This window comes from Pseudomonas sp. WS 5011 (assembly GCF_012985775.1).
Lineage (GTDB): Bacteria > Pseudomonadota > Gammaproteobacteria > Pseudomonadales > Pseudomonadaceae > Aquipseudomonas > Aquipseudomonas peli.
Window position 1 is genome coordinate 190897 of the sequence record NZ_JAAQXA010000007.1, and the last position, 26534, is coordinate 217430.

At 59.0% G+C, this 26534-nt stretch carries 31 protein-coding genes and 2 tRNA genes; 19 read left to right on the top strand and 14 right to left on the bottom strand.

The window, feature by feature from the left end; genetic code table 11:
* Positions 1 to 390: 390 nt before the first annotated feature.
* Positions 391 to 822, bottom strand: coding sequence for a hypothetical protein (locus HBN63_RS10370; RefSeq protein ID WP_167146497.1), 432 nt, complete (start codon positions 820 to 822; stop codon positions 391 to 393).
* On the opposite strand from HBN63_RS10370, the gene trmL reads away from it, so the two are divergent.
* Entirely contained in the window at positions 821 to 1285 is a 465-nt protein-coding gene (trmL, locus tag HBN63_RS10375) for a tRNA (uridine(34)/cytosine(34)/5-carboxymethylaminomethyluridine(34)-2'-O)-methyltransferase TrmL (RefSeq protein ID WP_170049361.1), read from the top strand. The two genes, HBN63_RS10370 and trmL, sit on opposite strands and share 2 nt — an antisense overlap.
* 125 nt (positions 1286 to 1410) lie before the next feature.
* On the opposite strand, the gene secB is transcribed toward trmL, so the two are convergent.
* Genes secB through HBN63_RS10390 form a run of 3 tightly spaced genes read right to left on the bottom strand, consistent with a single transcriptional unit; the run spans position 1411 to position 2606 of the window.
* Complete coding sequence (gene secB, locus HBN63_RS10380; protein ID WP_090254767.1) at positions 1411 to 1896, bottom strand: protein-export chaperone SecB; 486 nt, start codon at positions 1894 to 1896, stop codon at positions 1411 to 1413.
* A gap of 40 nt (positions 1897 to 1936) precedes the next feature.
* Entirely contained in the window at positions 1937 to 2191 is a 255-nt protein-coding gene (grxC, locus tag HBN63_RS10385) for a glutaredoxin 3 (protein ID WP_090254765.1), read from the bottom strand.
* 1 nt (position 2192) lies between these two features.
* Positions 2193 to 2606 carry a rhodanese-like domain-containing protein gene (locus HBN63_RS10390; RefSeq protein WP_090254763.1) on the bottom strand — a complete coding sequence of 138 codons (414 nt, stop codon included), beginning with the start codon at positions 2604 to 2606 and terminating at the stop codon, positions 2193 to 2195.
* A 146-nt stretch (positions 2607 to 2752) separates the two neighbouring features.
* On the opposite strand from HBN63_RS10390, the gene gpmI reads away from it, so the two are divergent.
* The 3 genes from gpmI to HBN63_RS10405 all read left to right on the top strand — a co-directional run bounded on the left by gpmI (position 2753) and on the right by HBN63_RS10405 (position 6994).
* A complete protein-coding gene (gene gpmI / locus HBN63_RS10395) occupies positions 2753 to 4288 on the top strand; it encodes a 2,3-bisphosphoglycerate-independent phosphoglycerate mutase (protein ID WP_170049362.1) in 1536 nt (511 codons plus the stop codon).
* 123 nt (positions 4289 to 4411) lie between these two features.
* Positions 4412 to 5653, top strand: a complete 1242-nt coding sequence (locus HBN63_RS10400; protein ID WP_170049363.1) for a murein hydrolase activator EnvC — start codon at positions 4412 to 4414, stop codon at positions 5651 to 5653.
* 39 nt (positions 5654 to 5692) lie between these two features.
* Complete coding sequence (locus tag HBN63_RS10405; protein ID WP_170049364.1) at positions 5693 to 6994, top strand: S41 family peptidase; 1302 nt, start codon at positions 5693 to 5695, stop codon at positions 6992 to 6994.
* Positions 6995 to 7072: 78 nt separating this feature from the next.
* Here HBN63_RS10405 and HBN63_RS10410 read toward each other — a convergent pair whose 3' ends face one another.
* The 9 genes from HBN63_RS10410 to hisB form a co-directional block, all read right to left on the bottom strand.
* Positions 7073 to 7828: an ABC transporter substrate-binding protein gene (locus HBN63_RS10410; protein ID WP_160089766.1), complete on the bottom strand. Its 756-nt coding sequence runs from the start codon at positions 7826 to 7828 to the stop codon at positions 7073 to 7075.
* Positions 7829 to 7965: 137 nt separating this feature from the next.
* Positions 7966 to 8721: an ABC transporter substrate-binding protein gene (locus tag HBN63_RS10415; protein WP_090254752.1), complete on the bottom strand. Its 756-nt coding sequence runs from the start codon at positions 8719 to 8721 to the stop codon at positions 7966 to 7968.
* A 97-nt stretch (positions 8722 to 8818) separates the two neighbouring features.
* Entirely contained in the window at positions 8819 to 9556 is a 738-nt protein-coding gene (locus HBN63_RS10420; RefSeq protein ID WP_170049365.1) for a transporter substrate-binding domain-containing protein, read from the bottom strand.
* Positions 9557 to 9893: 337 nt separating this feature from the next.
* The gene (locus HBN63_RS10425; RefSeq protein WP_170049379.1) at positions 9894 to 10850 is read right to left on the bottom strand and encodes a stealth family protein; all 957 of its coding nucleotides are present in this window, start codon (positions 10848 to 10850) and stop codon (positions 9894 to 9896) included.
* 212 nt (positions 10851 to 11062) lie between these two features.
* Positions 11063 to 11833 carry an imidazole glycerol phosphate synthase subunit HisF gene (gene hisF / locus HBN63_RS10430; RefSeq protein WP_090254748.1) on the bottom strand — a complete coding sequence of 257 codons (771 nt, stop codon included), beginning with the start codon at positions 11831 to 11833 and terminating at the stop codon, positions 11063 to 11065.
* A gap of 63 nt (positions 11834 to 11896) precedes the next feature.
* Positions 11897 to 12634 (bottom strand): 1-(5-phosphoribosyl)-5-[(5-phosphoribosylamino)methylideneamino]imidazole-4-carboxamide isomerase, encoded by a 738-nt coding sequence (hisA, locus tag HBN63_RS10435; protein ID WP_090254746.1) that lies wholly within the window; start codon positions 12632 to 12634, stop codon positions 11897 to 11899.
* A gap of 36 nt (positions 12635 to 12670) precedes the next feature.
* On the bottom strand, positions 12671 to 12931 hold the full coding sequence (locus HBN63_RS10440) for a DUF2164 domain-containing protein (RefSeq protein ID WP_170049366.1): 261 nt from the start codon (positions 12929 to 12931) through the stop codon (positions 12671 to 12673).
* Positions 12932 to 13570 carry an imidazole glycerol phosphate synthase subunit HisH gene (gene hisH / locus HBN63_RS10445; protein WP_090254742.1) on the bottom strand — a complete coding sequence of 213 codons (639 nt, stop codon included), beginning with the start codon at positions 13568 to 13570 and terminating at the stop codon, positions 12932 to 12934.
* A complete protein-coding gene (gene hisB / locus HBN63_RS10450; protein WP_160089776.1) occupies positions 13571 to 14164 on the bottom strand; it encodes an imidazoleglycerol-phosphate dehydratase HisB in 594 nt (197 codons plus the stop codon). It abuts the gene before it with no gap.
* Between the two features lie 376 nt (positions 14165 to 14540).
* On the opposite strand from hisB, the gene HBN63_RS10455 reads away from it, so the two are divergent.
* From HBN63_RS10455 to HBN63_RS10505, 11 genes are all read left to right on the top strand, one after another.
* Positions 14541 to 16775 carry an AsmA family protein gene (locus HBN63_RS10455; protein WP_170049367.1) on the top strand — a complete coding sequence of 745 codons (2235 nt, stop codon included), beginning with the start codon at positions 14541 to 14543 and terminating at the stop codon, positions 16773 to 16775.
* Positions 16772 to 17845, top strand: a complete 1074-nt coding sequence (gene mutY / locus HBN63_RS10460; RefSeq protein WP_170049368.1) for an A/G-specific adenine glycosylase — start codon at positions 16772 to 16774, stop codon at positions 17843 to 17845. The genes HBN63_RS10455 and mutY overlap by 4 nt, the downstream gene beginning before the upstream one ends.
* The gene (locus HBN63_RS10465; protein WP_170049369.1) at positions 17842 to 18114 is read left to right on the top strand and encodes an oxidative damage protection protein; all 273 of its coding nucleotides are present in this window, start codon (positions 17842 to 17844) and stop codon (positions 18112 to 18114) included. Before mutY ends, HBN63_RS10465 begins: the two co-directional genes overlap by 4 nt.
* Positions 18115 to 18267: 153 nt before the next feature.
* Positions 18268 to 18343: transfer RNA gene (locus tag HBN63_RS10470), tRNA-Phe, on the top strand.
* Positions 18344 to 18599: 256 nt separating this feature from the next.
* Entirely contained in the window at positions 18600 to 19373 is a 774-nt protein-coding gene (locus HBN63_RS10475; protein WP_090254733.1) for an ABC transporter ATP-binding protein, read from the top strand.
* A gap of 19 nt (positions 19374 to 19392) precedes the next feature.
* Entirely contained in the window at positions 19393 to 20145 is a 753-nt protein-coding gene (locus HBN63_RS10480) for an ABC transporter substrate-binding protein (RefSeq protein ID WP_090254731.1), read from the top strand.
* A 50-nt stretch (positions 20146 to 20195) separates the two neighbouring features.
* Positions 20196 to 20891, top strand: coding sequence for an ABC transporter permease (locus tag HBN63_RS10485; RefSeq protein ID WP_090254729.1), 696 nt, complete (start codon positions 20196 to 20198; stop codon positions 20889 to 20891).
* Positions 20888 to 21658, top strand: a complete 771-nt coding sequence (locus HBN63_RS10490; RefSeq protein WP_170049370.1) for an ABC transporter permease — start codon at positions 20888 to 20890, stop codon at positions 21656 to 21658. Before HBN63_RS10485 ends, HBN63_RS10490 begins: the two co-directional genes overlap by 4 nt.
* Before the next feature lie 35 nt (positions 21659 to 21693).
* Positions 21694 to 22968, top strand: coding sequence for a methyltransferase (locus HBN63_RS10495; RefSeq protein WP_170049371.1), 1275 nt, complete (start codon positions 21694 to 21696; stop codon positions 22966 to 22968).
* A gap of 248 nt (positions 22969 to 23216) precedes the next feature.
* A tRNA-Thr gene (locus HBN63_RS10500) sits at positions 23217 to 23292 on the top strand.
* Between the two features lie 487 nt (positions 23293 to 23779).
* Positions 23780 to 24067 carry a hypothetical protein gene (locus tag HBN63_RS10505; protein WP_003281025.1) on the top strand — a complete coding sequence of 96 codons (288 nt, stop codon included), beginning with the start codon at positions 23780 to 23782 and terminating at the stop codon, positions 24065 to 24067.
* Between the two features lie 26 nt (positions 24068 to 24093).
* Here the strand turns inward: HBN63_RS10505 and HBN63_RS10510 are convergent, their stop codons facing one another.
* Entirely contained in the window at positions 24094 to 24354 is a 261-nt protein-coding gene (locus HBN63_RS10510) for a helix-turn-helix transcriptional regulator (protein WP_003281024.1), read from the bottom strand.
* A gap of 76 nt (positions 24355 to 24430) precedes the next feature.
* Between HBN63_RS10510 and HBN63_RS10515 the strand changes: the two genes are divergently transcribed.
* The 4 genes from HBN63_RS10515 (at position 24431) to HBN63_RS10530 (ending at position 26422) form a co-directional block, all read left to right on the top strand.
* Complete coding sequence (locus HBN63_RS10515) at positions 24431 to 24883, top strand: hypothetical protein (RefSeq protein ID WP_170049372.1); 453 nt, start codon at positions 24431 to 24433, stop codon at positions 24881 to 24883.
* A gap of 57 nt (positions 24884 to 24940) precedes the next feature.
* Complete coding sequence (locus HBN63_RS10520; protein WP_170049373.1) at positions 24941 to 25333, top strand: hypothetical protein; 393 nt, start codon at positions 24941 to 24943, stop codon at positions 25331 to 25333.
* Between the two features lie 153 nt (positions 25334 to 25486).
* Complete coding sequence (locus tag HBN63_RS10525) at positions 25487 to 25867, top strand: hypothetical protein (protein ID WP_170049374.1); 381 nt, start codon at positions 25487 to 25489, stop codon at positions 25865 to 25867.
* A 21-nt stretch (positions 25868 to 25888) separates the two neighbouring features.
* Positions 25889 to 26422: a metallophosphoesterase family protein gene (locus tag HBN63_RS10530; RefSeq protein ID WP_170049375.1), complete on the top strand. Its 534-nt coding sequence runs from the start codon at positions 25889 to 25891 to the stop codon at positions 26420 to 26422.
* Positions 26423 to 26534 lie beyond the last annotated feature (112 nt).

A 26534-nucleotide genomic window follows, 5' to 3' on the forward strand; every position in this document is an offset into this window, starting at 1 on the left:
CCTGACCTCAACACCTTCGCCAGCCATATAGCAACGCCAGTTGCTAGAAAGCACTGCATAGCCACGCGACATCAAAAGGCCATACATTGGTTGAAGACTGTATAACACAAAGCATAGGCCTCGGCCCCGTGCTGTGCCCATCACCGCCAAGGCCTTCGCTATGAACGAGGCGGGAAATGCGCCAAAGCAATGCACATCCACCACCCCGATGCACAGCTATGATTCATCCCCACCAGCCCTAGCTGTCATCGGCGACAACGGCCGCCAGGCTCTAAGCCCCTATTTACTAGCCCTGCAGCCAACGTAATAAAACTGGCACACAGCCTGCATAGACTCAAGCAATCCCAGTTTTGGGGACCTTGGTACAGGCAGGCCGGGGATTCCCCTCTTTTATTGCTCCATCAGGCTGACCACCAGCCGCCAGCGCCCGTCCACCTCTTCAGCGCGCCATTCACTGCGCAAAGGACGGGCCGCCACCACCTTCAAGACCAAATCCCTTCGCTCACGCTGCAAACGCCAGTTGGCCAAGCGCCCCTGTACTTCTAACTGGCCTTGCTGCTCGCGCCCAAAACTCTGCAAGCGCAGGATCACCACACCGCCCACATGCTCTTCATGCGGCACCGGCTCAACGTTGAACCAGAACTCCAGCCGCTGCTCCAGCACGTCAACACGCTCAAGCCACAATGGGTCAGGCTGGAACATCCGGCCAATCATCAAACCAATCAAAAATCCAAACACACCCAATGAAGCAATTACCCGTACCCACGGACGGGGGCGCGGGTCTGTAGAATGCTGCTCGTCTTCAAGCTCGGAGCCGCGCATGTTTCACGTCATCCTTTTTCAACCGGAAATACCGCCCAATACCGGCAACATTATCAGGCTCTGCGCCAACAGCGGCTGCCACCTGCACCTGATCGAGCCGCTGGGCTTCGAATTGGATGACAAACGCCTGCGCCGCGCCGGGCTGGATTATCACGAATACGCCACCCTGCAGCGCCACGCCGACCTAGCCAGCTGCCTGGCGAGCATCGGCCAACCGCGCGTGTTCGCCTTTACCACCAAGGGCTCGCAGGCATTCCACGACGTTAGCTATCAGCCTGGCGATGCCTTCCTGTTTGGCCCGGAAAGCCGCGGCCTGCCTCAGGAGATTCGCGACAGCCTGCCGCCCGAGCAGCGCCTGCGCCTGCCGATGCGCGAAGGCTGCCGCAGCCTGAACCTGTCCAATACCGTCGCTGTGGCCGTCTATGAAGCCTGGCGCCAACAGGGGTTTGCCAACGCCCAGTAGCGCGCATAAAAATTGCCAGGAGCAATTTTTAACGTCGCGAAGCGACGGCCCGCAGGGTGGCCGCCAGGGATGGCAGGCCATAAAAAAACGCCCCGTAGGGCGTTTTTCTGTTTCAGCCGCAAACCTTAGTGTGCGGTGGCCGCTTCGCCAGCCTGCTGCATACGCTGCAGTTCCTGAGCGTAGAGGGCGTCGAAATTCACCGGCGCCAGCATCAGCGCCGGGAACGAGCCACGCACAACCAGGCTGTCCAGAGTTTCGCGAGCATAGGGGAAGAGGATGTTCGGGCAGAACGCACCCAGGGTATGGCTCATGGACGCCGCATCCAGCCCCTTGATCAGGAAGATGCCGGCCTGCTGAACTTCAGCGATAAAGGCGGTTTCTTCGCCAGTTTTCACGGTTACCGAGAGGGTCAGCACCACTTCATGGAAGTCGCCATCCAGCGCCTTCTGACGGGTGTTGAGGTCCATGGCAACGCTAGGCGCCCACTCCTGACGGAAGATTTCCGGGCTCTTCGGCGCTTCGAAGGACAGGTCACGTACATAGATACGCTGCAGGGAGAACTGTGGGTTTTGTTCGCCCTGAGCGGCGCCGTTGCTAGCTTGTTCTGTCATGGCAAAGCCTTCTTGTCGTTAGGTACGGGTAAACAGGGAATTAAGCCTTGAGCAGCGCGTCGAGCTTGCCCGCGCGCTCCAAGGCGTAAAGATCATCGCAACCACCCACATGGGTGTCGCCGATCCAGATCTGCGGCACAGAGGTCTGGCGCGCCTTGCGGGTCATTTCAGCACGCACATCTGGCTTGCCATCAACCTTGATCTCGTTAAAGGCCACGCCTTTGTGCGTCAGCAGTTGTTTGGCGCGGATGCAGTACGGGCACCAATCGCTGGAATAGATGACGACAGGCTGCATCTCACTTCACCAATGGCAGGTTGTCGCCACGCCAGCTGGCAATCCCACCGGACAGCTTGGCCGCGGTGAAGCCGGCCTTTTTCAGGTCACGGCAAACACCGCCGCTGTGCTGGCCCATGGCATCAACCACGATGATGGTTTTGGCCTTGTGTTTGTCCAGCTCAACCATACGAGCGGCGAATTTCTCGAACGGAATATTCAGTGCACCGACGATATGCCCAGCGGAAAAGTCCTTCTGCCCGCGGATATCCAACACCACGCCCTGCTCGCTGTTAACCAGGGCAGTCAGCTCGCGGCTGCTCAGGCTCTGTCCGCCCTTGCGCGCTTCGGTAAAGATCAGCAGCGCGAGCAGAGTTGCGAACAAACCGCTCAGGACATAGTGGGTAGTGGCAAATTCAATCAAGTTGGCAAGCATTGTGCGGTTCCGGGGCGGTAAAATGTCGGCCAGTATACACAGCCGCACAGGTCGGCCAAACCCCGCCCGGCGGTGACGTTTTCCACACTTGGCCGTAAAATGCCCAGCCTTGTTTCCCGCCCATCGACCCAGAGCGAACCAGCTTTATGAGCGCCACGCCCAAACCCCTGGTACTGATCATCCTCGATGGCTTCGGCCACAGTGACAGCCCCGAATCCAACGCCATCATGGCCGCCAACACGCCGGTCTATGACCACCTGCGCGCCACCCAGCCCCACGGCCTGATCTCAGGTTCAGGCATGGACGTCGGCCTGCCAGACGGGCAAATGGGCAATTCCGAGGTCGGCCACATGAACCTCGGTGCCGGCCGCGTGGTGTATCAAGACTTCACCCGAGTGACCAAAGCCATTCGTGATGGCGAGTTCTTCACCAACCCAACCATCACCGCTGCAGTCGATAAAGCTGTCAGCGCTGGCAAAGCCGTGCATATCCTCGGGCTGCTCTCCGATGGTGGCGTGCACAGCCACCAGGACCATCTGGTGGCCATGGCCGAACTCGCCGCTCAGCGCGGTGCAGAAAAAATCTACCTGCACGCCTTCCTCGACGGCCGTGACACCCCACCGAAAAGCGCACAGCCGTCCATTGAACTGCTTGACGCCACCTTCGCCAAACTCGGCAAGGGCCGCATCGCCAGCCTCAGCGGCCGTTACTTCGCCATGGACCGCGACAACCGCTGGGACCGCGTCGAGCAGGCCTACGGGTTGCTGGTCGACGGTAACGGCCAGTTCAACGCGGCCACTGCCGTGGCAGGCCTGAATGCTGCCTACGAGCGTGGCGAAAGCGATGAATTCGTCAAAGCCACCACCATTGGCGAGCCCGTGCGGATGGAAGACGGCGACGCCGTAGTCTTTATGAACTTCCGCGCCGACCGCGCACGCGAGCTGACCCGCGCCTTTGTCGAGCCGGGCTTCAAGGAATTCGAGCGCACGCGCGTGCCGCAACTGGCCGGCTTCGTCATGCTCACCCAGTACGCCGCGAGCATCCCGACGCCCAGCGCCTACAAGCCGGAAGCCCTGACCAACGTACTCGGCGAATACCTGGCGAATAACGGCAAGACCCAACTGCGCATCGCCGAAACCGAAAAATATGCCCACGTCACCTTCTTCTTCTCCGGCGGCCGTGAAGAACCCTTCGCCGGTGAAGAGCGCATTCTGATCCCGTCCCCAAACGTCGCCACCTATGACCTGCAGCCGCAGATGAGCGCACCAGAAGTCACCGACAAGATCGTCGATGCCATCGAAAACCAGCGTTATGACGTGATCATCGTCAACTACGCCAACGGCGACATGGTTGGCCATACCGGGGTGTTCGCGGCGGCTGTGGCGGCGGTGGAATGCCTGGACAGCTGCGTCGGCCGTATCGTTGCCGCACTGGATAAAGTCGGCGGTGAAGCGCTGATCACCGCCGACCACGGCAACGTCGAGCAGATGGCGGATGAAAGCACCGGCCAGGCGCACACCGCACACACCTGCGAGCCCGTGCCCTTCATCTACGTTGGCAAACGCCCGGCGACAATCCGTTCAGGCGGTGTACTGGCCGACGTAGCCCCGACCCTGCTGACTCTGATGGGTTTGCCGGTACCGGCGGAAATGACCGGCACCAGCATCGTCGAGCTGAACTAAGCAACTGCCCGCAGCCAGGTGCAATGCCTGGCCTGCGGGCCGTCGCAACGTGACGTTAACCATGGCTCCCGGCCATTTTTTAGGCATACTAGGTGCGTTCTTAATTCAGGTGTCGCCCGCCCCATGTTTCGTGCCCTCGCCGTTATTTTCCTGACCCTCCTGCTGACGCCTGCGATCGCCGACGAGAAGAGCGATGCGCAGAAGCAACTGGATGCCGCGCGCGCCGATGTCGCCGAGCTAAAGCAACTGCTGGAAAAGCTGCAGCAGGAAAAATCCGGCGTGCAGAAAGACCTGAAGAAAACCGAAAGCGAGATGGGCCAACTGGAGAAGCAGGTCAAAGGCCTGCAGCAGGACCTGAAAAAAAGCGAAGAGGAAATCCAGCGCCTCGGTACCGAGAAAAAAAAACTTGAGGGCGCGCGCCTTGAACAGCAACGCCTGATCGGCATCCAGGCGCGCGCCGCTTACCAGAGCGGGCGCCAGGAGTACGTCAAGCTGCTCCTCAACCAGCAGAACCCAGAAAAGTTCTCACGCACCCTGACCTACTACGACTACCTCAGCGAAGCGCGCATGGAACAACTTGCGACCTTCAATGAAACCCTGCGCCAGCTGGCTAACGTCGAGCAGGATATCGCCAACCAGCAGAACCAGTTACTGGAGCAGAAAAGTGCTCTGGATGGCCGCCGCGAACAGCTCGCCAGCGTACGAAAGGAGCGTCAGCTGGCCCTAGCCAAGCTAAACAAGGAGTTTTCCGCCCGCGACCAGAAGCTCAAGGCCCGCCAGCAGGAACAAGCCAACCTTGCCCGCGTGCTGAAAACCATTGAAGAAACCCTTGCCCGCCAGGCCCGTGAAGCTGAAGCCGCGCGTCAACAAGCCCTGCTCGCCGAACGTGAACAATCGCGCAACAGCACTAATTCCGCGCCGACAGGTCCACTGGTAAGTTCTGGCGCCAGCTTCGGCGGCCCATTTGCCAAAGCGCGCGGCAAACTGCCCTGGCCGGTTAATGGTCGCCTGGTGGCCCGTTACGGCACACCGCGTGGCGGCGATGCCCGTACCAAATGGGACGGCGTGCTGATCGGCGCTTCCGCTGGCAGCCAGGTGCATGCCGTGCATGGCGGGCGCGTGGTGTTTGCCGACTGGTTGCGTGGCGCCGGGCTTCTGGTCATTCTCGACCATGGCAACGGTTACCTGAGCCTCTACGGGCATAACCAGAGCCTGCTCAAAGACGCCGGGGATGTGGTCAAGGCCGGCGAAGCCATCGCCACCGTTGGCAACAGCGGTGGCCAGGAAACCTCAGCACTGTATTTCGCAATTCGCCAGCAGGGCCGCCCGATCGACCCCGCTCAATGGTGCCGCGCACAAGGATAAGTGCTGCGATTACCGATTCAGGACAGGAGTAAGTTCGACATGCCGCATCTGTTCCGCCTCACCGCCCTCGCGCTGGCCGTTACCCTGCTAGGTAGCACTGCCGCCTTTGCCGCGCCAGCCGAAGCACCGGCCACCGCCAACGACAGCGCGCCACTGCCGCTGGACGACCTGCGCACCTTTGCCGAGGTGATGGATCGCATCAAGTCCGCCTATGTTGAGCCGGTCACGGACAAAACCCTGCTGGAAAACGCGATCAAGGGCATGCTCAGCAACCTTGACCCGCACTCGGCCTACCTGGAGCCGGAAGCCTTCCGCGACTTGCAGGAGAGCACCAGCGGCGAATTCGGCGGCCTGGGCATTGAGCTCGGCACCGAGGATGGCTTCCTCAAGGTGGTCTCGCCGATTGATGACACCCCAGCCTCTGCGGCCGGCATCCAGCCAGGCGACCTTATCGTGAAGATCGACGGCCAGCCCACCAAGGGCCTATCGCTGATGGAAGCCGTGGAGAAGATGCGCGGCAAAGCTGGCAGTGACATCGAACTGACCTTAGTGCGTGAAGGCGGCAAGCCCTTCGATGTTGAACTGACACGCGCCGTGATCAAGGTCAGGAGCGTGAAGAGCCAGCTGCTTGACGATGGCTACGGCTACATACGCATCACCCAGTTCCAGGTCAACAGCGGCGAAGAAGTCGGCAAAGCCCTGGCCAAACTGCGCAAGGAAAACGGCAAGAAGCTGCGCGGCCTAGTGCTCGACCTGCGTAACAACCCTGGCGGCGTGCTGCAGGCAGCCGTGGAAGTCACCGATCACTTCCTCAAGAAAGGCCTGATCGTCTACACCGAAGGACGCATCGCCAACTCCGAACTGCGCTTCAATGCCGACCCGGCCGACGCCAGCGAAGGCGTGCCCCTGGTCGTGCTGATCAACGGCGGCAGCGCCTCGGCCTCCGAAATCGTCGCCGGTGCCCTGCAAGATCACAAACGTGGCGTGCTGATGGGCACTGATAGCTTCGGCAAGGGCTCGGTACAGACCGTGCTGCCACTGAACAATGATCGAGCCCTGAAGCTCACCACGGCGTTGTACTTCACGCCTAACGGCCGCTCGATTCAGGCTCAAGGCATCGTGCCGGACATCGAAGTGGCGCGCGCCAAGCTGACTCGCGAACAGGGCGACGAAACCATCAAGGAAGCCGACCTGCAAGGTCACCTGGGCAATGGCAACGGCGGTGCCGATAAGCCGAGCAAAGGCAAGACCAGCGCACCGGCACGCCCACAGGATGACGACTACCAGCTCAGCCAAGCCCTCAACCTGCTCAAGGGCCTGAGCGTCACCCGCGGCGACTAGCCTTCACCTTTAGAGGCACAGCACTAAAAAAGCCCGACCTTGAGTAATCAAGGTCGGGCTTTTTTATAACGCCTGAGACTACAGGTAGTTATTGGTCATCTCATCAATAAAGCCTTCGGCGCGCAGTTCATCCAATGCTTTCTGCAGACGCTGCACCACCTCATCCGGGGTGTCCTTGTTAAGCGCCAGGTACAGCTCAGCCTCGTTAAAGCGCAGCGCGGTATTCAGACCACTGACGCCCTCCTGCTTGGCCAGATAGCGCCCCACGGGATCAGTGGTAGCCCACAGGTCGATCTTGCCGCTGAGCAGCTTCTTGATGTTCTCCTGATCACGCAACGCATTGACCGGACTCAGCCCCTGGCTTTCCAGATGCTGGCTAACCGCGTCATTTTTGTAGGCGCCAATTTGATACTGCGCTGCATCTTTGAGGCTAGCGACACTGACGTTATTACCCGGCGCCGCCAGCAGCACCCAACCTGTTTTAGCCAATGGCCCCACCCACTTGAACAGAGGCTGACGTTCGGCGGTGAACGTGGTGGAGAACAAGCCGTAGTTGGGTTTGTCCAGGGTCAGGCGGTACAAGCGGTCCCAAGGGAAGCGCAGGGTCAGCGTGTAGTTGATGCCGGCACGCTTGAACATCGCACGGACAATCTCGGCACTGATGCCGTCGATACCGTCATCACGGGCAAAGTTCTTGTCATCCACAGCCATGTTGAACGGCGGGAAGTTCTCGGTCAGCAACACCACTTTGTAATCGGCTGGAAGCTCTGCACGGGCAGCACAGGCACTCAGAACAAGCCCGAACAACAGGCTGGCTTTCAGGGTTTTCAACATAGGTCATTCCGCTCGCATGAATTGTGATTATGGCTAGCGGCATCCTTGCTCGGGCGGGTGCCCGGCGACGTATGGTACGTGGCGTCAACCATCCATGGCCGCGGGCCGGTTTGTGACCGGCCCACTGGTTTTGCGTATTACAGGTAGTTGTTCAGAATATCGTCGACAAAACCTTCGCTGCGCATCTTGTCCAGCTCGGCTTGCAGCTTCTGTACAACTTCATCCGGCACTTCTTTATTCAGCGCTAGATACAACTCTGCACTATCGAAACGCAGAATGGTTTTCAGCCCGGAGATGCCTTCCTGCTTGGCCAGGTAGCGGCCGGCGGGGTCGCCGGTGGCCCACAGATCAATCTGACCGGCCATCAGCTTCTTGGCGTTTTCCGTGTCGCGCAGAGCGGTAATCGGCTCCAGACCTTTTTCCACCAAGTGCTCGGCAATCGCGTCGCCCTTGTAGGCGCCAACCTTGTACTGTTTAGCGTCATCCAGACTGTTCAGGGTAATGCTGCTATCGGCCTTGCCGAGCAACACCCAGTCATCCGGGCCAATCGGACCGACCCACTTGAACAGCGCCTCACGCTCCGGCAAGCGCGCCGCAACAAACACGCCATAGCCAGGCTTTTCCAGCGCCAGCTTATAGATGCGGTCCCAAGGGAAGCGCAGGGTCATGTTGTATTGAATGCCGGCACGCTTGAACATCTCACGGATGATGTCCACGGCAATGCCGTCAATATTGTCTTCCTGAGCGAAGTTCTTGCCGTTGATCGCCATGTTGTAAGGCGGGAAATTCTCGGTCAGTAGAACCATGCGGTAGTTCGGGTCAATTTCGGCCCGAGCACTGCCCGCAAGCACCATAACTGTGCCGGCAAGGGCGGCTAGTAAGTGTTTAAACATGATGTCTCACATCGATAGTTGGGCTGAGCATGCAAGCATACCCAGCACGTCCGGCTAAGCCCAGCCCAGGTTTGCCGAGGAGATCGACAGCAGCGGGTTAAAGATAACCGTCTTTGATAGCGGTCAATCCACCTTGAGCGCGCATATCGTCCAAGGCTTTTTGCAACTTCTGCACCACATCATCGGGTGTCTCTTTATTCAGCGCCAAGTAGAGGTCAGCACTGTTAAAGCGATGTACCACCTTGAGCGCACCCAGTGGCGACTGCTTAGCCATGTAGCGCCCGCCGACTTCATCGGTGGCCCACAGGTCGATCACGCCCTTCTCCAGCTTGTTGAGGTTTTCCTTGTCCTGCAGGCTGGTTTGTACCGTCACGCCACGGTCGATCAGAAACTGTGAAATCGCATCATTGCGATAACCGCCGATCTTGTAGGCACCGGCCTGATCCAGGCTGTTCAACGTGATGCTGCTATCGGCCTTGGCCAGCAACACCCAGTCGCTCACGGCAATCGGCCCAACCCACTTGAACAACGACTCACGATCCGGCGTACGAATCGTGGAAAACACCCCATACCCTTTGTTCTCTAATGCCTGCTTGTACTGACGATCCCACGGGAAGCGCAGGATCATCTGGCACTCAAGCTGCGCCTTGCTGCACAGCGCCCGCACCGTGTCGCTGCTGATGCCCTGAACATCAGCATCCTTGGCGAAGTTGCCGGCGTTAGCCGCCATGCTGAACGGCGGCAGGTTTTCAGTAAGCAGAACCAGAGGCTCCGCACGAGCCAGACTGACAGCACACAACAGCCACACTGCGGTGAATAGCCGGATAGCGGACATAAGAACTCCGTGTTTGGAAATGCCATTTATAGAAAGAGGGGCGCTGCGGGATGCTGAAAGTATCAACCCGAACGCAGACAATCTGATTTTAGCGGGCGAGTCGACATTTTGCTGTCGACTCGCCCGCAGCAGTGGCCGGCAGGGCTGCCTGTTGATAGGCCCAAACCAGCGGCCACATGTAGACATCGCCGAGCTAGCCGTTAATTGCTTCATTTTTAAATGAGTGGGGCCACGCGGGCGTATTTGTAGCTCCGCCTAGCGGCGGCACATGGTGAGGTTTGGGGTGTCTACGCAACTAGGGACCACAAGGCGCGATTACATCTGAGGGTGCGCGAGCTTATGAGCTAACAGATGCGGAGCCGCGTGATGATTCAAAGTAACTCGGACGCGGGAACAGCTCTGTGCGTATTCGATCCAGCTTATCGCGCATTTTTGCGATGTCTGAGCGGTCGTCAGTCGTGTCGTTGATGCAGATGCATAGATGACGCCCGAGCGAGTCAAGCAGCGACGCCACCCGGTCATTCTCCACATCATCGGTGAACAGGTAGCGGCACTGCTCCCAGTCAATATCTGCTCGTCCATGGGTCGCACACCAATCAAGGTATAAATTAGCCAGGATGCTTTGACCTGTCCTGCGCCTGAATTTTTCCTGACGGACCTCGTCGAAAATATCAGGGTGCGCCGCTTCAAGCTCCATCATCCAGCTCTTACGAATGCCTTTGGGGGCGTGCTCAGGGATGAACGCGATGCTCGATGCGCCATAGTTTTTTTGCATCCAGTGCCGTGCGTTACTGGCATCGTTATGACCCGACAGCTGTAGATCGGCATCACTGGTTGGAATAGCCTCTCGGGTTAAGAACACCATAGCGCCAACCGCGCTGAAAAAGTCTTTGGGCTGAACATACCGAGTTAGCATTTGATCATCGTTGAATGAAACGAAGTGTTCCGCTAGGTCGGGGATATGGTGCAGCGCCGATTCGATCGCCCGGGATGAGAATGTCGGAAGATAGCGCGCATCCAGAATCTGCGAATGGTCAACGATGCGCAGCCGAGGGTGCTCCGCGATAAAGTCCGGTACTTGCTGATCGGTGACAATAAAGATGTTGCCGTCTATGCCCCAGAACTGCTCCATCGAGCGAAGCAAAAACAACAAATCGTCGTTATCTCGATAGCGGCCCTCGCCGTTGGCAAAGGGCAGAAAGTCTTGGTGCGGTTCACCTGAGTGATATTCACGCTTGGCCCGCCAATTGGCGTCGCCTCCATCAACCCAAGTAATAACAGCATCAACTTGCATGTCTAATCCAGCTCTGATTCAGGGCAGTCACAACAATCGTCATACGCGCACGGCAAACGTACGGCATTGAGTGCGATGCGCAGCGGTTTGAACAGCCCTTACGGGAAACGGCTTACGGGGTGACGCTGGCGCACAACTCGTTGCCCCTTCGCACAAGGCAGCAACGCTCACTGACCTGCCAACTCGCTGACAGGGCTGCCGGCCAGCGAGGTTTAACGCACGACAATCCCGCGAGCGGCCATGTAGGCCTTGGCTTCCGGGACGGTGTATTCACCGAAGTGGAAGATGCTCGCCGCTAGTACGGCCGCTGCTTTGCCTTCGATGATGCCGTCTGCCAGGTGCTGCAGGTTGCCGACGCCACCGGAGGCAATCACCGGGATGCCGACCATTTCACTGATGGCGCGGGTCACGCCGAGGTCGTAACCGCTCTTCACGCCGTCCTGATCCATGCTGGTCAGGAGGATTTCACCGGCGCCGAGGTCTTCCATCTTCTTGGCCCAGAGCACCGCATCAAGGCCGGTGGGCTTGCGCCCGCCATGAGTGAAGATTTCCCAGCGCGGCGCTTCGCCCGGCTTGGAAACTTTCTTCGCGTCGATGGCCACGACGATGCACTGCGAGCCGAAGCGCGAAGCGGCTTCGCCGACAAACTCCGGCGTAAACACTGCAGCGGTGTTGATCGACACCTTGTCCGCGCCGGCATTCAGCAGGTTGCGGATGTCCTGCACGGTGCGCACGCCGCCACCGACAGTTAGCGGGATAAACACCTGGCTGGCCATGCGCTCGACGGTGTGCAGCGTGGTGTCGCGGCCGTCGACGCTGGCGGTGATGTCGAGAAAGGTAATCTCGTCAGCACCCTGTTCGTCGTAACGCCGGGCGATTTCCACCGGGTCACCGGCGTCGCGGATATTCTCGAACTGAACGCCCTTGACCACGCGGCCGTTGTCCACGTCGAGGCAGGGGATGATGCGTTTAGCCAGTGCCATATCGGTATTTCCGTAGGGTATCGCGGGGCCGCCCAGGCAGCGTGCACCGCCAGAGCAGACGAATCAGCCCTTGAAGTTGTCGCAGAAGGTCTGCGCTTCAGCCACATCCAAGGTGCCTTCATAGATGGCACGGCCGGTGATGGCGCCGATGATGCCGGGCGAACGCGCCAGCAGCAGCTTCTCGATATCGCCCAGGTTATGAATGCCGCCGGAGGCGATCACCGGGATACGGCTGGCCGCCGCCAGGGCCGCCGTGGCTTCGATGTTGCAGCCCTGCATCATGCCGTCTTTAGCGATGTCGGTATAAACGATGGCCGAGACGCCATCAGCCTCGAAACGTTTGGCCAGGTCAGTCGCTTGCACAGTCGACACTTCCGCCCAACCGTCGGTGGCGACGAAGCCATCTTTGGCGTCCAGGCCGACAATCACCTTGCCGGGGAAGGCTTTGCAGGCGTCGGTGACGAACTGCGGGTCTTTCACCGCTTTGGTGCCGATGATCACGTAGCTGACACCAGCGCGCACGTAATGCTCGATGGTTTCCAGAGTGCGGATGCCACCGCCAATCTGGATCGGCAGGGTCGGGTAGCGCTTGGCGATGGCGGTGACCACTTCGCCGTTGACCGGCTGGCCTTCGAAGGCACCATTGAGGTCAACCAGGTGCAGACGACGGCAGCCGCCCTCGACCCATTTGGCAGCCATGCTCACCGGGTCATCGGAAAACACCGTGGAGTCTTCCATGCGGCCTTGGCGCAGACGCACGCAGGCGCCGTCCTTCAGATCGATAGCGGGGATAATCAGCATCGGTTGAACCTGCTCAAGTCGTGTGAATTCGGTGGGTCAGCTCTTTTCGAGTGCCCAGAGGTCGCTTTCGATGCTCTCGAACCGTTCTTTCAGGTGAGCCTGCACATCAAAAATCGCCCGGTTGTAGTAGTGCGGTGCAATCTCGCGGGCAAACAGTTCGAGCACCTCAGCGGCCTCGAAACTGCCCAGCTCCAGCTCAAAGCGCTCGGCCATGAACCGCTTGAGCACCAGGCAGGCTTCACGCTCCTGCTCGGCACTCAAGGTCATCAGCGGCGGCTTTTGCTTGGGCCGGCTCATTTACCAGCGGCCATCCCAAGCGGCGAAGTTCTGCAGCAGCTGCAGGCCGTGGGTGTGGCTTTTTTCCGGGTGGAACTGCACGGCAAAGCGCGAGCCTTCAGCCAGCGCCGCGGCGAAGTCCTTGCCGTAATGGCCACGGCCGACCACCTGCTTGGGGTTACCAGCCTCGATGTAATAGCTGTGCACGAAGTAGAAACGCGCCAGGTCCGGAATGTTGTGCCACAGCGGGTGCTTGACCGACTGCGCCACCTCGTTCCAGCCCATGTGGGGCACCTTCAGCGGCTCGCCGTCTTCGACCATGTCCTTGCCGAAGAAGCGCACTTTGCCGGGGAACAGACCAATGCAATCAACGCCATCGTTCTCTTCGCTGTGCTCCAGCAGCGCCTGCATGCCCACGCAGATGCCGAGAAACGGCCGATCCGCGCTGACTTCACGCACCAGGCTGTCGAAGCCCAAGCGCTTGATCTCGGCCATGCAATCGCGGATCGCACCCACACCGGGGAATACCACGCGATCGGCTTCGCGAATCACCTGGGCATCACTGGTCACCAGCACCTTGCCGGCACCGACGTGCTCCAAGGCTTTGGCCACCGAGTGCAGGTTGCCCATGCCGTAGTCGATTACTGCAACTGTCTGCATTTACAGGCAGCCCTTGGTCGACGGCATTTGCCCGGCCATGCGCTCATCCAGCGTCACGGCCATGCGCAGGGCGCGGCCGAATGCCTTGAACACCGTCTCGATCTGGTGGTGGGTGTTGGTGCCACGCAGGTTGTCGATGTGCAGGCTGACCAGAGCATGGTTGACGAAGCCCTGGAAGAACTCCTGGAACAGGTCGACATCAAAGCCGCCGACCACGGCGCGGGTATATGGCACGTGCATCTGCAGGCCTGGACGGCCGGAGAAGTCGATCACCACGCGCGACAGCGCTTCATCCAGCGGCACGTAGGAATGGCCGTAACGAGTCATGCCCTTCTTGTCACCGATGGCCTGGGTAAAAGCCTGCCCAAGAGTGATGCCGACGTCTTCCACGGTGTGGTGGTCATCGATATGCAGGTCGCCCTTGCACTGGATATCCAGATCGATCAGGCCGTGACGGGCGATCTGATCGAGCATGTGCTCAAGGAACGGCACGCCAATATCGAACTTGGCCTTACCAGTCCCATCCAGGTTGATCGAGACCTTGATCTGGGTCTCCAGGGTATTGCGCTCGACGGATGCCGTACGTTCGGCCATCACCAGCTCCAGAAATTGCCCACGGAAAAAGGCTGGCATTATAGGCGGGCATCCGCCTGGGCGGCTACCGGCGGCGATCAGAGGCACAGACTATTAGCCCAACCGAAGCCTCGCAGCCTGCGCGAGCGCGTGGGGAAACTCACCCCGAGCAGGGAACCGGCCCCCAACTTGCCTATCCAACTGCCAGAGCAGACGATTAGAAAGCCCAGGCGCGACGGGCCCGACCAGAGCCAGCCACGCTGCGCACCTGCAAAAGCCGCTTGCAAAATCACCGCGTAAACGGGACTGTCGGCGGTCAAGGTAAAAACGCTGGCGCTATACTCGCCGGCTGGAATTGCAGCTCTTCACCATCTCGTTTCGAAACAAGGATTCGCACATGAAAGCGCTCGGCAAAATTCTCGGCCTGTTTTTTCTCGGGCTCTTGCTGATCATCGTGGCGCTGGGCTTTGCCCTTACCCACCTGTTCGATCCCAACGATTACAAAGATGAAATTCGCCAACTTGCACGCGACAAGGCCAACCTGGAGCTGACCCTCAAGGGCGATATCGGCTGGAGCCTGTTCCCTTGGCTCGGCCTGGAGCTGACCGACGCCACCCTCGCGAGCGTCAGCACTCCAGACAAACCGTTCGCCGACCTGCGCCTGCTCGGCCTGTCGGTACGCGTGCTGCCACTGCTGCACAAAGAAGTGCAGATGAGCGACATCCGCATTGATGGCCTCAACCTCAACCTGCAGCGCGACGAGAAAGGCCGCAGCAACTGGGAAGACGTCGGCAAACCGGCCAGCGCCACGACTCCAACAGCCGACGCCCAAGCACCGAGCACCGATAGCGCACAGACCGACAGACCAGCCACCGAGCCAGGCGAAAGCAGCCAGCCGTTGAAACTGGATATCGACAGCCTGATCGTCAACAGCGCGCGCATCGACTACCACGACGCACAGAAAGGCCAGCAATTCAGCGCAGAAAGCATCCAGCTGACCACCGGGGCGATCCGTGAAGGTGCTGGCATCCCGGTCAAACTCAGCGCCTTCTTCGGCCTCAACAAACCGGTGCTGCGCGCCCGTAGCGAGCTGCAAGGCGAACTGCGCTTCGACCGCGCCCTCAAGCGCTATCAGCTGGAAGACGCCAAATTTTCCGGCGAAGTGTCCGGCGAGCCCTTCGATGGCCAGACCCTGACCTACTCGGCGCAGGGCCAGCTGCTGGTCGACCTGGCCGCCCAGGTTGCCGAATGGAACAGCCTGAAACTCTCCGGCAACCAGCTGCGCGCCTTGGGCGAGCTGAAAATCCGCGACCTCGACAAGCAGCCAAAACTCAGCGGTGGCCTGTCCATCGCGCCACTCAACCTGCGCGAGTTCCTCGCCACCATCGGCCAGAAACTGCCACCGATGAACGATGACAAGACCCTCAGCCAGTTCGAATTGGTCACCCGCCTCAGCGGCACCGACAACGGCCTGACTCTTGAAGACCTCAAGCTGACCCTGGATGACAGCCACTTCAGCGGGCAACTGGCGGTAGCCGACTTCGCCAAACAGGCCCTGCGCGTGCAGCTCAAGGGCGACCAGCTGAACCTCGACCGCTACCTGCCGGCACCGTCCAAGGACACCCAGGATGCCGGCGCCGCTCGCAAGGCCGAGGTCAAGGCCAGCGTCGCCAGTGCCGGACAAAGCGGTAGCACACCGCTGCCCGACGCACCGACCCAGCACGCCTGGAGCAGCAGCGAAGTGCTGCCGATCGAACTGCTGCGCAAGCTCGACATGCAACTCGACCTCGGCCTCGATCAGCTCACTGCCCAACAGCAGGTGATCAGCGACTTCAGCGCCAAGGCGCAAAGCAAAGGCGGCCTGCTGACCCTGCAGGATCTGCGCGGCACTATCGGCAACGGCAGCTTCAATGCCAAGGCCAGCATCGATGTACGCCCAGCCGTGCCGTTGCTCAGCGTGCAGAAGAATCTCAGCAGCATCCCGGTTGAGCCATTCCTGAAAAAGCCCGACCAACCATCACCCGTCAAAGGCCTGCTGGACTTCAACGCCAACCTGACTACCAGCGGCAACAGCCAGCGCGCCTGGGTTGATGGCCTGACGGGCGACGCCAGCTTCATGCTGAATGACGGCGTACTGGTCGACGCCAATCTGGAACAGCAGCTGTGCCGTGGCATCGCCACGCTCAACCGCAAATCCCTGAGCAGCGACCCGCGCGGCAAGGACACGCCCTTCGAGACCCTGCAAGGCAGCCTGATCCTGCGCAACGGTGTGGCGCACAACCCCGACCTCAAGGCCGTCATTCCGGGCCTGGCAGTCAGCGGCAAGGGCGACCTGGACCTGCGCATCCTCGGCCTCGACTACCGCGCCGGCATCACCATCACTGGCGATCAACGCGAAATGCCTGACCCGGCCTGCCAGGTCAACGAGCGTTATGTCGGCATCGAATGGCCGGTGCGCTGCCGCGGCCCGCTAGAGATGGGCGGCAAGGCCTGCCGCCTGGATCAGGACGGCCTGGGTAAAGTCGCCGCCAAACTCGCCGGCAACAAGCTCAATGAGAAGATTGAAGAAAAACTTGGCGATAAAGTCAGCCCCGAGCTGAAAGATGCACTCAAAGGCCTGTTCAACCGATGAGCCCCGAGCAATTTTCTGACGCAGTACTGAATTGGTACGACAGCCACGGGCGCAAGGATCTGCCCTGGCAACAGGGCATAACGCCTTACCGTGTCTGGGTCTCGGAGATCATGCTGCAGCAAACCCAGGTCAGTACCGTGCTCGGTTATTTCGACCGCTTTATGGCTGCATTGCCGACGGTAAATGACCTGGCCGCAGCGCCGGAAGACGAAGTGCTGCACCTGTGGACAGGCCTCGGTTACTACACCCGCGCGCGCAACCTGCAAAAGACCGCGCAAATCGTGATGCGCGAACATGCGGGCGAATTTCCCCGCGATGTCGACCAGCTCACCGAACTTCCCGGCATCGGCCGCTCTACCGCCGGCGCCATCGCCAGCCTGAGCATGGGCCTGCGTGCACCGATCCTCGACGGTAACGTCAAACGCGTCCTGGCGCGCTACGTGGCGCAGGAAGGCTATCCCGGCGAACCAAAGGTGGCGAAACAGCTTTGGGATGTAGCCGAGCGCTATACCCCGCATGCCAGAGTCAACCACTACACCCAGGCGATGATGGATCTGGGCGCCACTCTGTGCACCCGTAGCAAACCCAGCTGCCTGTTATGCCCGCTGAAAAGTGGCTGCCAGGCGCACCTGCTCGGCCTGGAAATCCGCTACCCAATCCCGAAACCGCGCAAGGCGCTGCCGCAGAAACGCACGCTGATGCCGATCTTCGCCAACCGCAACGGCGAGGTGCTGCTTTACCGGCGCCCGTCCAGCGGCCTCTGGGGCGGCTTGTGGAGCCTGCCAGAGTTGGAGCACGCGAATGCTATCAACAGCTTGGCCAGCCAACATGGCTTGCAGCTCGGCGCACAACGCGAACTGAGTGGCCTGACCCACACCTTTAGCCACTTCCAACTGGCTATCGAGCCCTGGTTGGTGCAGGTCGACGCCGCGCCTGCTGCCGTGGCCGAGGCTGACTGGCTCTGGTATAACCTCGCCACCCCGCCGCGCCTGGGCCTCGCCGCCCCAGTGAAGAAACTGCTGAAACGCGCGGCCGATGCACTCGCAGCAAATACTGGAGAAACGCCATGACCCGCACCGTACAGTGCCGCAAACACAAGCAGGAACTCCCCGGCCTGGACCGCCCACCCTACCCAGGTGCCAAAGGTGAGGACATCTTCAACAACGTTTCCAAGCAAGCCTGGGACGAATGGCAGAAGCACCAGACCCTGCTGATCAACGAACGTCGTCTGAACATGATGAACGCCGAAGACCGCAAATTCCTCCAGGTCGAGATGGACAAATTCCTCTCCGGCGAGGAATACGCCCAAGCCGACGGCTATGTACCGCCCAGCGTGTAACAGCTGCACATTGGCCAGCAGGAACCAACGCTCCTGCTGGCCATAACACCCCCGCAAAACCTCCGTTCGCAGCTAACCGCCCGTAATAATTAAATATTTTTAAAACTCACGCTTGACACCCACCCTTCAAATCCGTCTAATAGCGCCCCGTTGGCCCAGGTAGCTCAGTCGGTAGAGCAGGGGATTGAAAATCCCCGTGTCGGCGGTTCGATTCCGTCCCTGGGCACCATGAATACCGAGAAACCCCAAGTGAAGTTAAATTCCTTGGGGTTTTTTCTTGCCTGAAATTTACCGGGCAACCGCTGATTACCCCACTGAAATTGTGTACGCGCGACAGCCAACTGCAGCCAAGCGACAGCGTGACCGAGCAAGCACGCCCTGGCCGGTAAACGGCTTGGCGGTCAGCGAAACGCTATGCTAGCTTGACGCCTCGCCAGGAAGGCCACGCAACGCCTGAGCGCACCCGAAGAATAAGAGGACACTCCATGGCCGAGGCCACGCCCGCGCTGGAAATACGCGACCTGCATAAACGCTACGGCGACCTTGAGGTGCTCAAGGGCATCTCCCTCACCGCTCGCGACGGCGATGTGATTTCCATCCTCGGCTCCTCCGGCTCCGGCAAGTCGACCTTCCTGCGCTGCATAAACTTGCTGGAAAACCCGCACAAGGGACAGATCATCGTCGCCGGCGAGGAACTCAAGCTCAAAGCCGCGAAGAATGGTGATTTGATCGCCGCCGACAACCGCCAGATCAATCGCCTGCGCAGCGAGATCGGCTTTGTCTTCCAGAATTTCAATCTGTGGCCACACATGAGCGTGCTCGACAACATCATCGAAGCGCCCCGCCGTGTGCTCGGCAAGAGCAAGGCCGAAGCCATCGAGATGGCCGAAGCGCTGCTGGCCAAGGTCGGCATTGCCGACAAGCGTCACGTTTACCCGAATCAGCTTTCCGGCGGCCAGCAGCAACGTGCAGCGATTGCCCGCACCCTGGCCATGCAGCCGAAAGTCATCCTGTTCGATGAGCCGACCTCGGCCCTCGACCCGGAGATGGTACAAGAAGTGCTTAATGTGATCCGCGCACTCGCTGAAGAAGGCCGCACCATGCTACTGGTCACCCATGAGATGGGCTTTGCCCGTCAGGTATCCAGCGAAGTGGTGTTTCTGCATCAGGGCCTGGTTGAAGAACAGGGCTCCCCGGCGCAGGTGTTCGACAACCCCAACTCGGCGCGCTGCAAACAATTCATGTCCAGCAATCACTGAAAACACGGAGCAACTACGCATGCAGAACTATAAGAAGATCCTGCTGGCCGCGGCCGCTACACTGGCCTTCGGCACCAGCGCCGTCGCCGCAGACAAGCTGAAAATCGGTACCGAAGGTGCTTACCCACCATTCAACCTGATCGATGCCAGTGGCCAGGTCGGCGGTTTTGACGTGGAAATCGGCCAGGCCCTGTGCGCCAAAATGAAGGTCGAGTGCGAAGTGGTCACCTCCGACTGGGACGGCATCATCCCGGCTCTGAACGCGAAGAAATTCGACTTCCTGATCGCCTCCATGTCGATCACCGAAGAGCGCAAAGTGGCGGTGGACTTCACCGATCCCTACTACACCAACAAGCTGCAGTTCATCGCCCCGAAAGGCGGCGACTTCAAGACTGATAAAGCCAGCCTGAAAGGCAAAGTGATCGGCGCTCAGCGCGCAACCATCGCTGGCACCTGGCTGGAAGACAACCTCAACGGCGTGGTCGACATCAAGCTGTACGACACCCAGGAAAACGCCTACCTCGACCTGTCCTCGGGCCGTCTCGATGGCGTGCTGGCTGACACCTTCGTTAACTGGGAATGGCTAAAGAGCGACGCTGGCAAGAGCTTCGAGTTCAAAGGCGACCCGGTATTCGACAACGACAAGATCGGCATTGCCGTTCGCAAGGGTGACGCGCTGCGCGACAAGCTGAACGCCGCACTGGCCGAGATCGTGGCTGACGGCACCTACAAGAAGATCAACGACAAGTACTTCCCGTTCAGCATCTACTAAGCTGCCGGCACTGCGTCGCCCGCCCGGGCGGCGCAGGCTTCTGAGCCCCTATGAATTTCGACCTCTACGGATTCGGTCCGGCCCTGGCTGCTGGCACCCTGATGACCATCAAGCTGGCGCTCAGCGCGCTGTGCCTGGGTCTGGTGCTCGGCTTGCTCGGCGCCCTCGCCAAGACTTCCCCGTACAAGCCGCTGCAATGGCTTGGCGGTACTTACTCGACCATCGTGCGCGGGATTCCTGAGCTGCTCTGGGTGCTGCTGATCTATTTCGGCACCGTGCAACTGATGCGCAATCTGGCGGACCTGCTCGGCATCGAAAGCCTTGAGCTGAACGCCTTCGCCGCCGGCACCATTGCCCTCGGCATCTGCTTCGGCGCGTACGCCACCGAAGTGTTTCGCGGCGCGATCCTGGCCATCCCTAAAGGCCACCGCGAAGCCGGCCAAGCCTTAGGCATGTCCAAACCACGGATCTTCTGGCGGCTGATCCTGCCGCAGATGTGGCGCATCGCCCTACCCGGCCTGGGCAACCTGTTTATGATTCTAATGAAGGACACCGCACTGGTATCGGTGATCGGCCTTGAAGAAATCATGCGCCGCTCGCAAATCGCCGTGACCGCCAGCAAGGAGCCCTTCACCTTTTATATGGTGGCGGCCTTTATCTACCTCGGCCTGACCGTGCTCGCGATGATCGGCATGCACTTCCTTGAAAAACGCTCCAGCCGTGGCTTTGTCAGGAGCGCGTCATGAGAAAGATCTCTGAAATCGCGGCCTGGTCGGTTGCCGTTGCGCTTATTGTCTATGCGCTGTGGAGCGGCCTAACTGCCCTTAACTGGGACGTGATCATCAAGTGGCTGCCGCGGCTGTCTGAAGGCGCCCTGCTGACCCTGGAGCTGGTGGCCATCGCGGTTCTCGCCGGGTTGATTCTCGCCCTGCCGATGGGCATCGCCCGCGCGTCGCGGCACTGGTATGTGCGCGCCCTGCCCTATGGCTACATCTTCTTCTTCCGTGGCACACCACTGTTAGTGCAATTGTTCCTGGTCTACTACGGCCTGGCGCAGTTCGATGCAGTGCGCGAAGGCCCGCTCTGGCCCTATCTGCGCTCCCCGTACTGGTGCGCGGTGCTGACCATGACCCTGCACACCGCCGCCTATATCGCCGAGATTTTGCGCGGGGCGATTCAAGCCGTGCCGCCGGGCGAGATCGAAGCCGCTCGTGCGCTGGGCATGTCGCGCGCCAAGACGATGTTCTATATCGTCCTGCCACGCGCCGCGCGTATCGGCCTGCCGGCCTACAGCAACGAAGTAATCCTGATGCTCAAGGCCAGCGCCCTGGCCAGCACCGTGACCCTGCTGGAACTCACCGGCATGGCCCGAACCATCATCGCTCGCACCTATCTGCCGGTGGAGATCTTCTTCGCGGCAGGGATGTTCTACCTGCTGATCGCCTTCCTGCTGGTGCGCGGCTTCAAGCTACTGGAACGCTGGCTGCGCGTCGACGCCTGCCAGGGCCGCTGATTGCCTGAGGGCTCGCACCCTCAGGCACCGCCATAATGCCAACCACAACTCCCGCCCAGATCCTGCAAGACGTTGCCCTGTTGCAGCGCTTTCAGGCAGTAGATAGCTTTCTTATCGAACACCAAACACTATGGCGGCCGCGGCCATTTGTGCATTACCCCGCCATCCCCTGGGAAGCCGAGCACCCACAACTGGCCTCCTGGCTTAGGGCACAAAGCCTGGAGCATGCCGAAGCCGCACATAACCAGCCCCACCTGCTGAAAGCACCTGTGCCCTTTCTGCAACTAGCCGCCCAAGCTCATGATCTAAGCCAGATCGGTGAATTACCACAGTCACCCGCGACGGTATTGCCTGCGCGCTTTAGCAGCGATGTGCCGGGGCGCAAGTGGCAGCAGATCGATGCCTTCGCCCGCAGCCTGAGTTTTACCCATACACCGCAACACTGGCTGGACTGGTGCGCCGGCAAAGGCCACCTTGGCCGCATGCTGGCACACACGGGCGGCAGCCTGACCTGCCTGGAATACAACCCACAGCTGGTCAGCAGTGGCCAACAGCTCAGCCATAAACTCGGCATCGCCGCGCAGCATATCGAGCAGGATGTGCTGGCTGCCGACGCCGCGAAGCAGCTGCAGGCGCAGCACACCCCCGTGGCGCTGCATGCCTGCGGCGAACTGCATACGCGCCTGCTGCAACTGGCCAGCCAAGCCGGCTGCCAGCACGTGGCTGTGGCGCCCTGCTGCTACAACCGCATCAGCACTGAGAGCTATCAGCCACTTTCGGCAAGCGCCCAGGCCTCATCACTGCAACTGTCTATCGACGATCTCGGCCTCCCCCTGAGCGAAACCGTCACTGCAGGCGCCCGCGTTCGTCGGCAGCGCGATCAGTCCATGGCCTGGCGCCTGGCCTTCGATCTGTTGCAGCGCCAACTTCGTGGTATCGACGAGTACTTGCCAACGCCATCCCTGCCACCAGCCTGGCTCGACAAATCGTTTGTCAATTACTGCCAAGACCTCGCCGCACTTAAACAGCTACCCACCCCCGCGAAACAAAACTGGCAACAGCTCGAACAACAAGGCTGGCAACGCCTGGCCGAGGTGCGCAACCTGGAACTGCTGCGCGGATTATTCCGCCGCCCATTGGAGCTCTGGCTACTGCTCGACCGCGCCCTTTACTTGCAGGAACACGGCTACACCGTGCGCCTTGGCACCTTTTGCAGCCGCCAACAGAGCCCGAGAAACCTGCTACTGCTGGCAGAACGCCAGCAAAACTTGCCCACAGCATCTGTGGATAACTCTGTTGACAGAATCTGAGCAAACCGCGCAAAAGCCCGCCCCAGCTGAATATTGCCAAGCTGCGCATTTTTTAATCTGAAAATATAGCTTGTAAAAACATAGACTTAGCCAATACCGCGAACCAGCGCACAAAGTCTGCGCACGTCCGTGCCAAATGCCCTGCTTATGTGCATAACGATTTAGCTACTGATAACAATGCCTGCACAGAACTACGCTCAGACGGCTTTACTCAGCCAAATGAATGGATATAATGGCGACCCTCAAAGGCCGGTATAGCTCAGCTGGTAGAGCAACTGACTTGTAATCAGTAGGTCCCGGGTTCGACTCCTGGTGCCGGCACCATACAAAACAAAGGGTTACGTGAAAACGTAGCCCTTTTTTGTGCCTGAAATTCGGCCTGGGGTAGGATTGGGGTAGGGATTTGCCACCTCATGAACTCTTCGTTAGAAAAATACCGGGGCAGCCACATACCGCTCGTCGGAAAACAGACACAGGCCCGCCCAAATATCGGCGAGCTTTCTTTCCCTCCAAAAATTGCCACAAGCGATTTTCGTCATCTTGAAAGCCATTCATGACGGCGGCCTTTTTCACCCAGATGACGTAAAGTGGGGACTTGCACAGCCCCTGAGAGCTGAATAGTGTGACTGGGCGGGCCATCAGACCTGACTCAAGGATCACTAGCACCATGAAGCAACTTGTTATGGTGGCTGTATGCGGGGCGCTTCGGCGCGCCGAGTTCCTAGAGTCTCGGTCTTCCACACCCGCATACAGCCGCCACCCATCATGTGGAAGTGATGCAGGCGGTCTCTAAAACTCTAGAGGTCACCCTATGCAGCCGAGCAACTCATCCCCAGGCTTTACCCCACTACACTCCAGCGAGCACAACTGCCTGTTCGGCTTTCGCAGCGACGCCAGGGCAACCGAGCTGTATGACGAGGCGATGCAACGCCAGCATGCAGCTCTCGGCTTACTCTGCGCACTCGGCGGCACACCCCATTTGAATGAGCTTTCCGACGAACCCCTGAGCGGGTGCATCCAGGCGGTCAGATTACTGTGCGGTGATGCAGCCGGGCTGTATTCCGCAGCCTGGGAGCGCGTGCAGCAAGAAGCGGCCTGACTTGAATTAGAAGAAGGAGGGACGGATCACTCGCCCGCCTTCTTTGAAGACAGCTCAGATTCGTAACGCTGCACAAACTCGACAAGGTTAAGCCCAAGCACATGGCAAATATCGCGCAGCTGCACTAGATCGAGCCTGCGAAGGCCACGCTCAATGTCGCTGGTAAAGGATTGTGGACGGCCCAGCGCTTCGGCGAACTGCGCCTGCGTCAGGCCTGACTCAGTACGACACTGCTTGATCATACGAAGCAGCACTAAGTTCTCATCTCGATAAATCGACTTTTCCACAGAGACGCATTCCAGCTGTTGACAAAGCCAGAATGTATATCTAAATTACAGATATCTGAATTACAGGTATACAGATATGAACGTCGTGCACATCTCCACAATCATCCCTCTCGATCCAGATCGATCCGCACTTCTCGATGTCAAAAACCGCGTTTTGCTTTTAACCCTTGAGCGCTTGATAAGTCGATTCGACATCGAACTACCAGTTGTACTGAGCCTTTTGTCCGGATCAGACATCCACATCCGTCTCGACTCGGTAAGCGGCAATCCATGCTTGCTATTCGATGACATTCCAACGCTTTTGGACCTTATCCGCCCCGCTCAACGGAATGACCGTCATAACAGGCAACACATGAGCATGCTCCTCCACCACGCTGGATTATCAATAGCGCTGAAGTTTTCGGGCCTCATCGATCAACCGCGCGCCCTGAGCAGGGAGTTAACTTCAACCCTGCGCCCAAGCTGGGCCGGGGATGAGGAGACCCTTCGTGGCTTACTCGACTTTACACAAAAAGTCGCTCTGCGCTAACTCAACACGGACATACCAGAGTGCCTCTAAGCCGCACGTAAAAATGGTTAAAACAGCATGAGCGATAAAGAAATATACCAACGCTTCGTAGAAGAAGTCCTGATGAGCGGGCCAGAGGCAACCCTACCCTGCAACCTCAGCGACTATTGGCTGACAGCGCTTCAGCAGAGCACAGACAGGTGCTTAGAAAACTTCGCCACCAAACGCCCGGAAGATGACGACAGCTTGTCTCTGCCACTAGCTGCGATCCTGCACATTCTGTGTGCCAAAGCCGGCAGTGCAGAGTTTCAGGTGCCAATGGAGGAGCTATTCAACAATTTTGAATATCTCAGGATAGAGCTAGCAATCGAGGAGCTCCGACGAAAAACGGACTACCTAAATGAGCCGGCCACGCTCGCTTCGATTTTTACCGACCGGGAACTAAGGTTTTCACCTAGCGCCCCAAACTAGAAAACCGCTCCGGCGACTACAACAACTTATCCGCAATCCGATAACCAAAAAATGAAGCGCATCAGCGATCTTGGCAGACTGCTGAATTGCAACGGCGAGCCTGCATCCGACAGTCTCATCATGAGGGCGAACGCAGTGAATGGACTAGATGCAATGACTGACCTGCTCTACGGACCAGGCCAGCACATGGCCGGAAGCGACATGTCGAATGAAGATGCCATGACTTATGCACGGAACAGCTTTCCGTTTGGCAATTACTGCATCGTGCGCGACTGGATCTGGATCGATCTTGATGTCACTGACGAGCAACGCTCCGAACTGGCCAAAACAAGGCGCCACCCGGTGATCCTATTCGCTCACGGCGTCGTCATCGACAGCGAACGTAGATGGGATATCGGCGACTTCGTCCGCACATCACCACTCCACATATTCGAAGAAGGCTTCCATTTTAAAACGCGCCACACCGTGTACCTGCTGCTTGGTGCAGGTACACGGAAGCAAGCCAGCGCGGAAACAGTTGCTCGTATTTTTTGATTAAGCGGCAGGCTGAATATGATGCGAGTTCATCTGCTGTCTGATTTGCACAACGAGTTCGACCCATTCATACCTTCAGCTGTCGATGCTGATGTCGTGATCCTAGCTGGTGATATCAATGTAAAGGCGCGAGGAGTGCGCTGGGCCATGCAGGCGTTTCCCTGCCCCGTTCTTTATGTGCCTGGGAATCATGAGTACTACAGCGGACACCTCTTCGGAACACTGGCGAAAATGCGTGGTTCCTGTGCGGCATCTCATGTTCAGGTACTGGATCGAGATGCCGTTGAAATAGGTAGCGTTAGATTTCTAGGCGCAACTGCGTGGACTGATTTTTCCTCCACAGGAAACACGGCACTGGCCTCGATCACTGCGCAAAGCACGATGAATGATTACCGCCTGATTCGTACTGGTGAGAACTACCGACGCATCAAGCCTGGCGACCTTGCCGCCGAAGCACGTAAGACACGTAATTGGTTTCTGAGCAAACTAGCCGAACCGTTTTCAGGCCAAACCATAGTGATAACGCACCACGCACCACTTATGTGTTGGCGCTGATGGAAAATTGACCCACCCTGCCGATTGAAATTTGACCCAGGGCGGATTGCTGATTTTGTTACCAGCAACTGTGGATAAGTCTACCAGCGCAGCTGCTGTTGCCCCCACTCCT

What these genes read in the sequence shown, in the direction of transcription:
- trmL (WP_170049361.1), top strand. Translation starts at nt 821, where the DNA reads ATGTTTCACGTCATCCTTTTTCAACCGGAAATACCGCCCAATACCGGC.
- HBN63_RS10370 (WP_167146497.1), bottom strand. Translation starts at nt 822, where the DNA reads ATGCGCGGCTCCGAGCTTGAAGACGAGCAGCATTCTACAGACCCGCGC.
- secB (WP_090254767.1), bottom strand. Translation starts at nt 1,896, where the DNA reads ATGACAGAACAAGCTAGCAACGGCGCCGCTCAGGGCGAACAAAACCCA.
- grxC (WP_090254765.1), bottom strand. Translation starts at nt 2,191, where the DNA reads ATGCAGCCTGTCGTCATCTATTCCAGCGATTGGTGCCCGTACTGCATC.
- HBN63_RS10390 (WP_090254763.1), bottom strand. Translation starts at nt 2,606, where the DNA reads ATGCTTGCCAACTTGATTGAATTTGCCACTACCCACTATGTCCTGAGC.
- gpmI (WP_170049362.1), top strand. Translation starts at nt 2,753, where the DNA reads ATGAGCGCCACGCCCAAACCCCTGGTACTGATCATCCTCGATGGCTTC.
- HBN63_RS10400 (WP_170049363.1), top strand. Translation starts at nt 4,412, where the DNA reads ATGTTTCGTGCCCTCGCCGTTATTTTCCTGACCCTCCTGCTGACGCCT.
- HBN63_RS10405 (WP_170049364.1), top strand. Translation starts at nt 5,693, where the DNA reads ATGCCGCATCTGTTCCGCCTCACCGCCCTCGCGCTGGCCGTTACCCTG.
- HBN63_RS10410 (WP_160089766.1), bottom strand. Translation starts at nt 7,828, where the DNA reads ATGTTGAAAACCCTGAAAGCCAGCCTGTTGTTCGGGCTTGTTCTGAGT.
- HBN63_RS10415 (WP_090254752.1), bottom strand. Translation starts at nt 8,721, where the DNA reads ATGTTTAAACACTTACTAGCCGCCCTTGCCGGCACAGTTATGGTGCTT.
- HBN63_RS10420 (WP_170049365.1), bottom strand. Translation starts at nt 9,556, where the DNA reads ATGTCCGCTATCCGGCTATTCACCGCAGTGTGGCTGTTGTGTGCTGTC.
- HBN63_RS10425 (WP_170049379.1), bottom strand. Translation starts at nt 10,850, where the DNA reads ATGCAAGTTGATGCTGTTATTACTTGGGTTGATGGAGGCGACGCCAAT.
- hisF (WP_090254748.1), bottom strand. Translation starts at nt 11,833, where the DNA reads ATGGCACTGGCTAAACGCATCATCCCCTGCCTCGACGTGGACAACGGC.
- hisA (WP_090254746.1), bottom strand. Translation starts at nt 12,634, where the DNA reads ATGCTGATTATCCCCGCTATCGATCTGAAGGACGGCGCCTGCGTGCGT.
- HBN63_RS10440 (WP_170049366.1), bottom strand. Translation starts at nt 12,931, where the DNA reads ATGAGCCGGCCCAAGCAAAAGCCGCCGCTGATGACCTTGAGTGCCGAG.
- hisH (WP_090254742.1), bottom strand. Translation starts at nt 13,570, where the DNA reads ATGCAGACAGTTGCAGTAATCGACTACGGCATGGGCAACCTGCACTCG.
- hisB (WP_160089776.1), bottom strand. Translation starts at nt 14,164, where the DNA reads ATGGCCGAACGTACGGCATCCGTCGAGCGCAATACCCTGGAGACCCAG.
- HBN63_RS10455 (WP_170049367.1), top strand. Translation starts at nt 14,541, where the DNA reads ATGAAAGCGCTCGGCAAAATTCTCGGCCTGTTTTTTCTCGGGCTCTTG.
- mutY (WP_170049368.1), top strand. Translation starts at nt 16,772, where the DNA reads ATGAGCCCCGAGCAATTTTCTGACGCAGTACTGAATTGGTACGACAGC.
- HBN63_RS10465 (WP_170049369.1), top strand. Translation starts at nt 17,842, where the DNA reads ATGACCCGCACCGTACAGTGCCGCAAACACAAGCAGGAACTCCCCGGC.
- HBN63_RS10475 (WP_090254733.1), top strand. Translation starts at nt 18,600, where the DNA reads ATGGCCGAGGCCACGCCCGCGCTGGAAATACGCGACCTGCATAAACGC.
- HBN63_RS10480 (WP_090254731.1), top strand. Translation starts at nt 19,393, where the DNA reads ATGCAGAACTATAAGAAGATCCTGCTGGCCGCGGCCGCTACACTGGCC.
- HBN63_RS10485 (WP_090254729.1), top strand. Translation starts at nt 20,196, where the DNA reads ATGAATTTCGACCTCTACGGATTCGGTCCGGCCCTGGCTGCTGGCACC.
- HBN63_RS10490 (WP_170049370.1), top strand. Translation starts at nt 20,888, where the DNA reads ATGAGAAAGATCTCTGAAATCGCGGCCTGGTCGGTTGCCGTTGCGCTT.
- HBN63_RS10495 (WP_170049371.1), top strand. Translation starts at nt 21,694, where the DNA reads ATGCCAACCACAACTCCCGCCCAGATCCTGCAAGACGTTGCCCTGTTG.
- HBN63_RS10505 (WP_003281025.1), top strand. Translation starts at nt 23,780, where the DNA reads ATGCAGCCGAGCAACTCATCCCCAGGCTTTACCCCACTACACTCCAGC.
- HBN63_RS10515 (WP_170049372.1), top strand. Translation starts at nt 24,431, where the DNA reads ATGAACGTCGTGCACATCTCCACAATCATCCCTCTCGATCCAGATCGA.
- HBN63_RS10520 (WP_170049373.1), top strand. Translation starts at nt 24,941, where the DNA reads ATGAGCGATAAAGAAATATACCAACGCTTCGTAGAAGAAGTCCTGATG.
- HBN63_RS10525 (WP_170049374.1), top strand. Translation starts at nt 25,487, where the DNA reads ATGACTGACCTGCTCTACGGACCAGGCCAGCACATGGCCGGAAGCGAC.
- HBN63_RS10530 (WP_170049375.1), top strand. Translation starts at nt 25,889, where the DNA reads ATGCGAGTTCATCTGCTGTCTGATTTGCACAACGAGTTCGACCCATTC.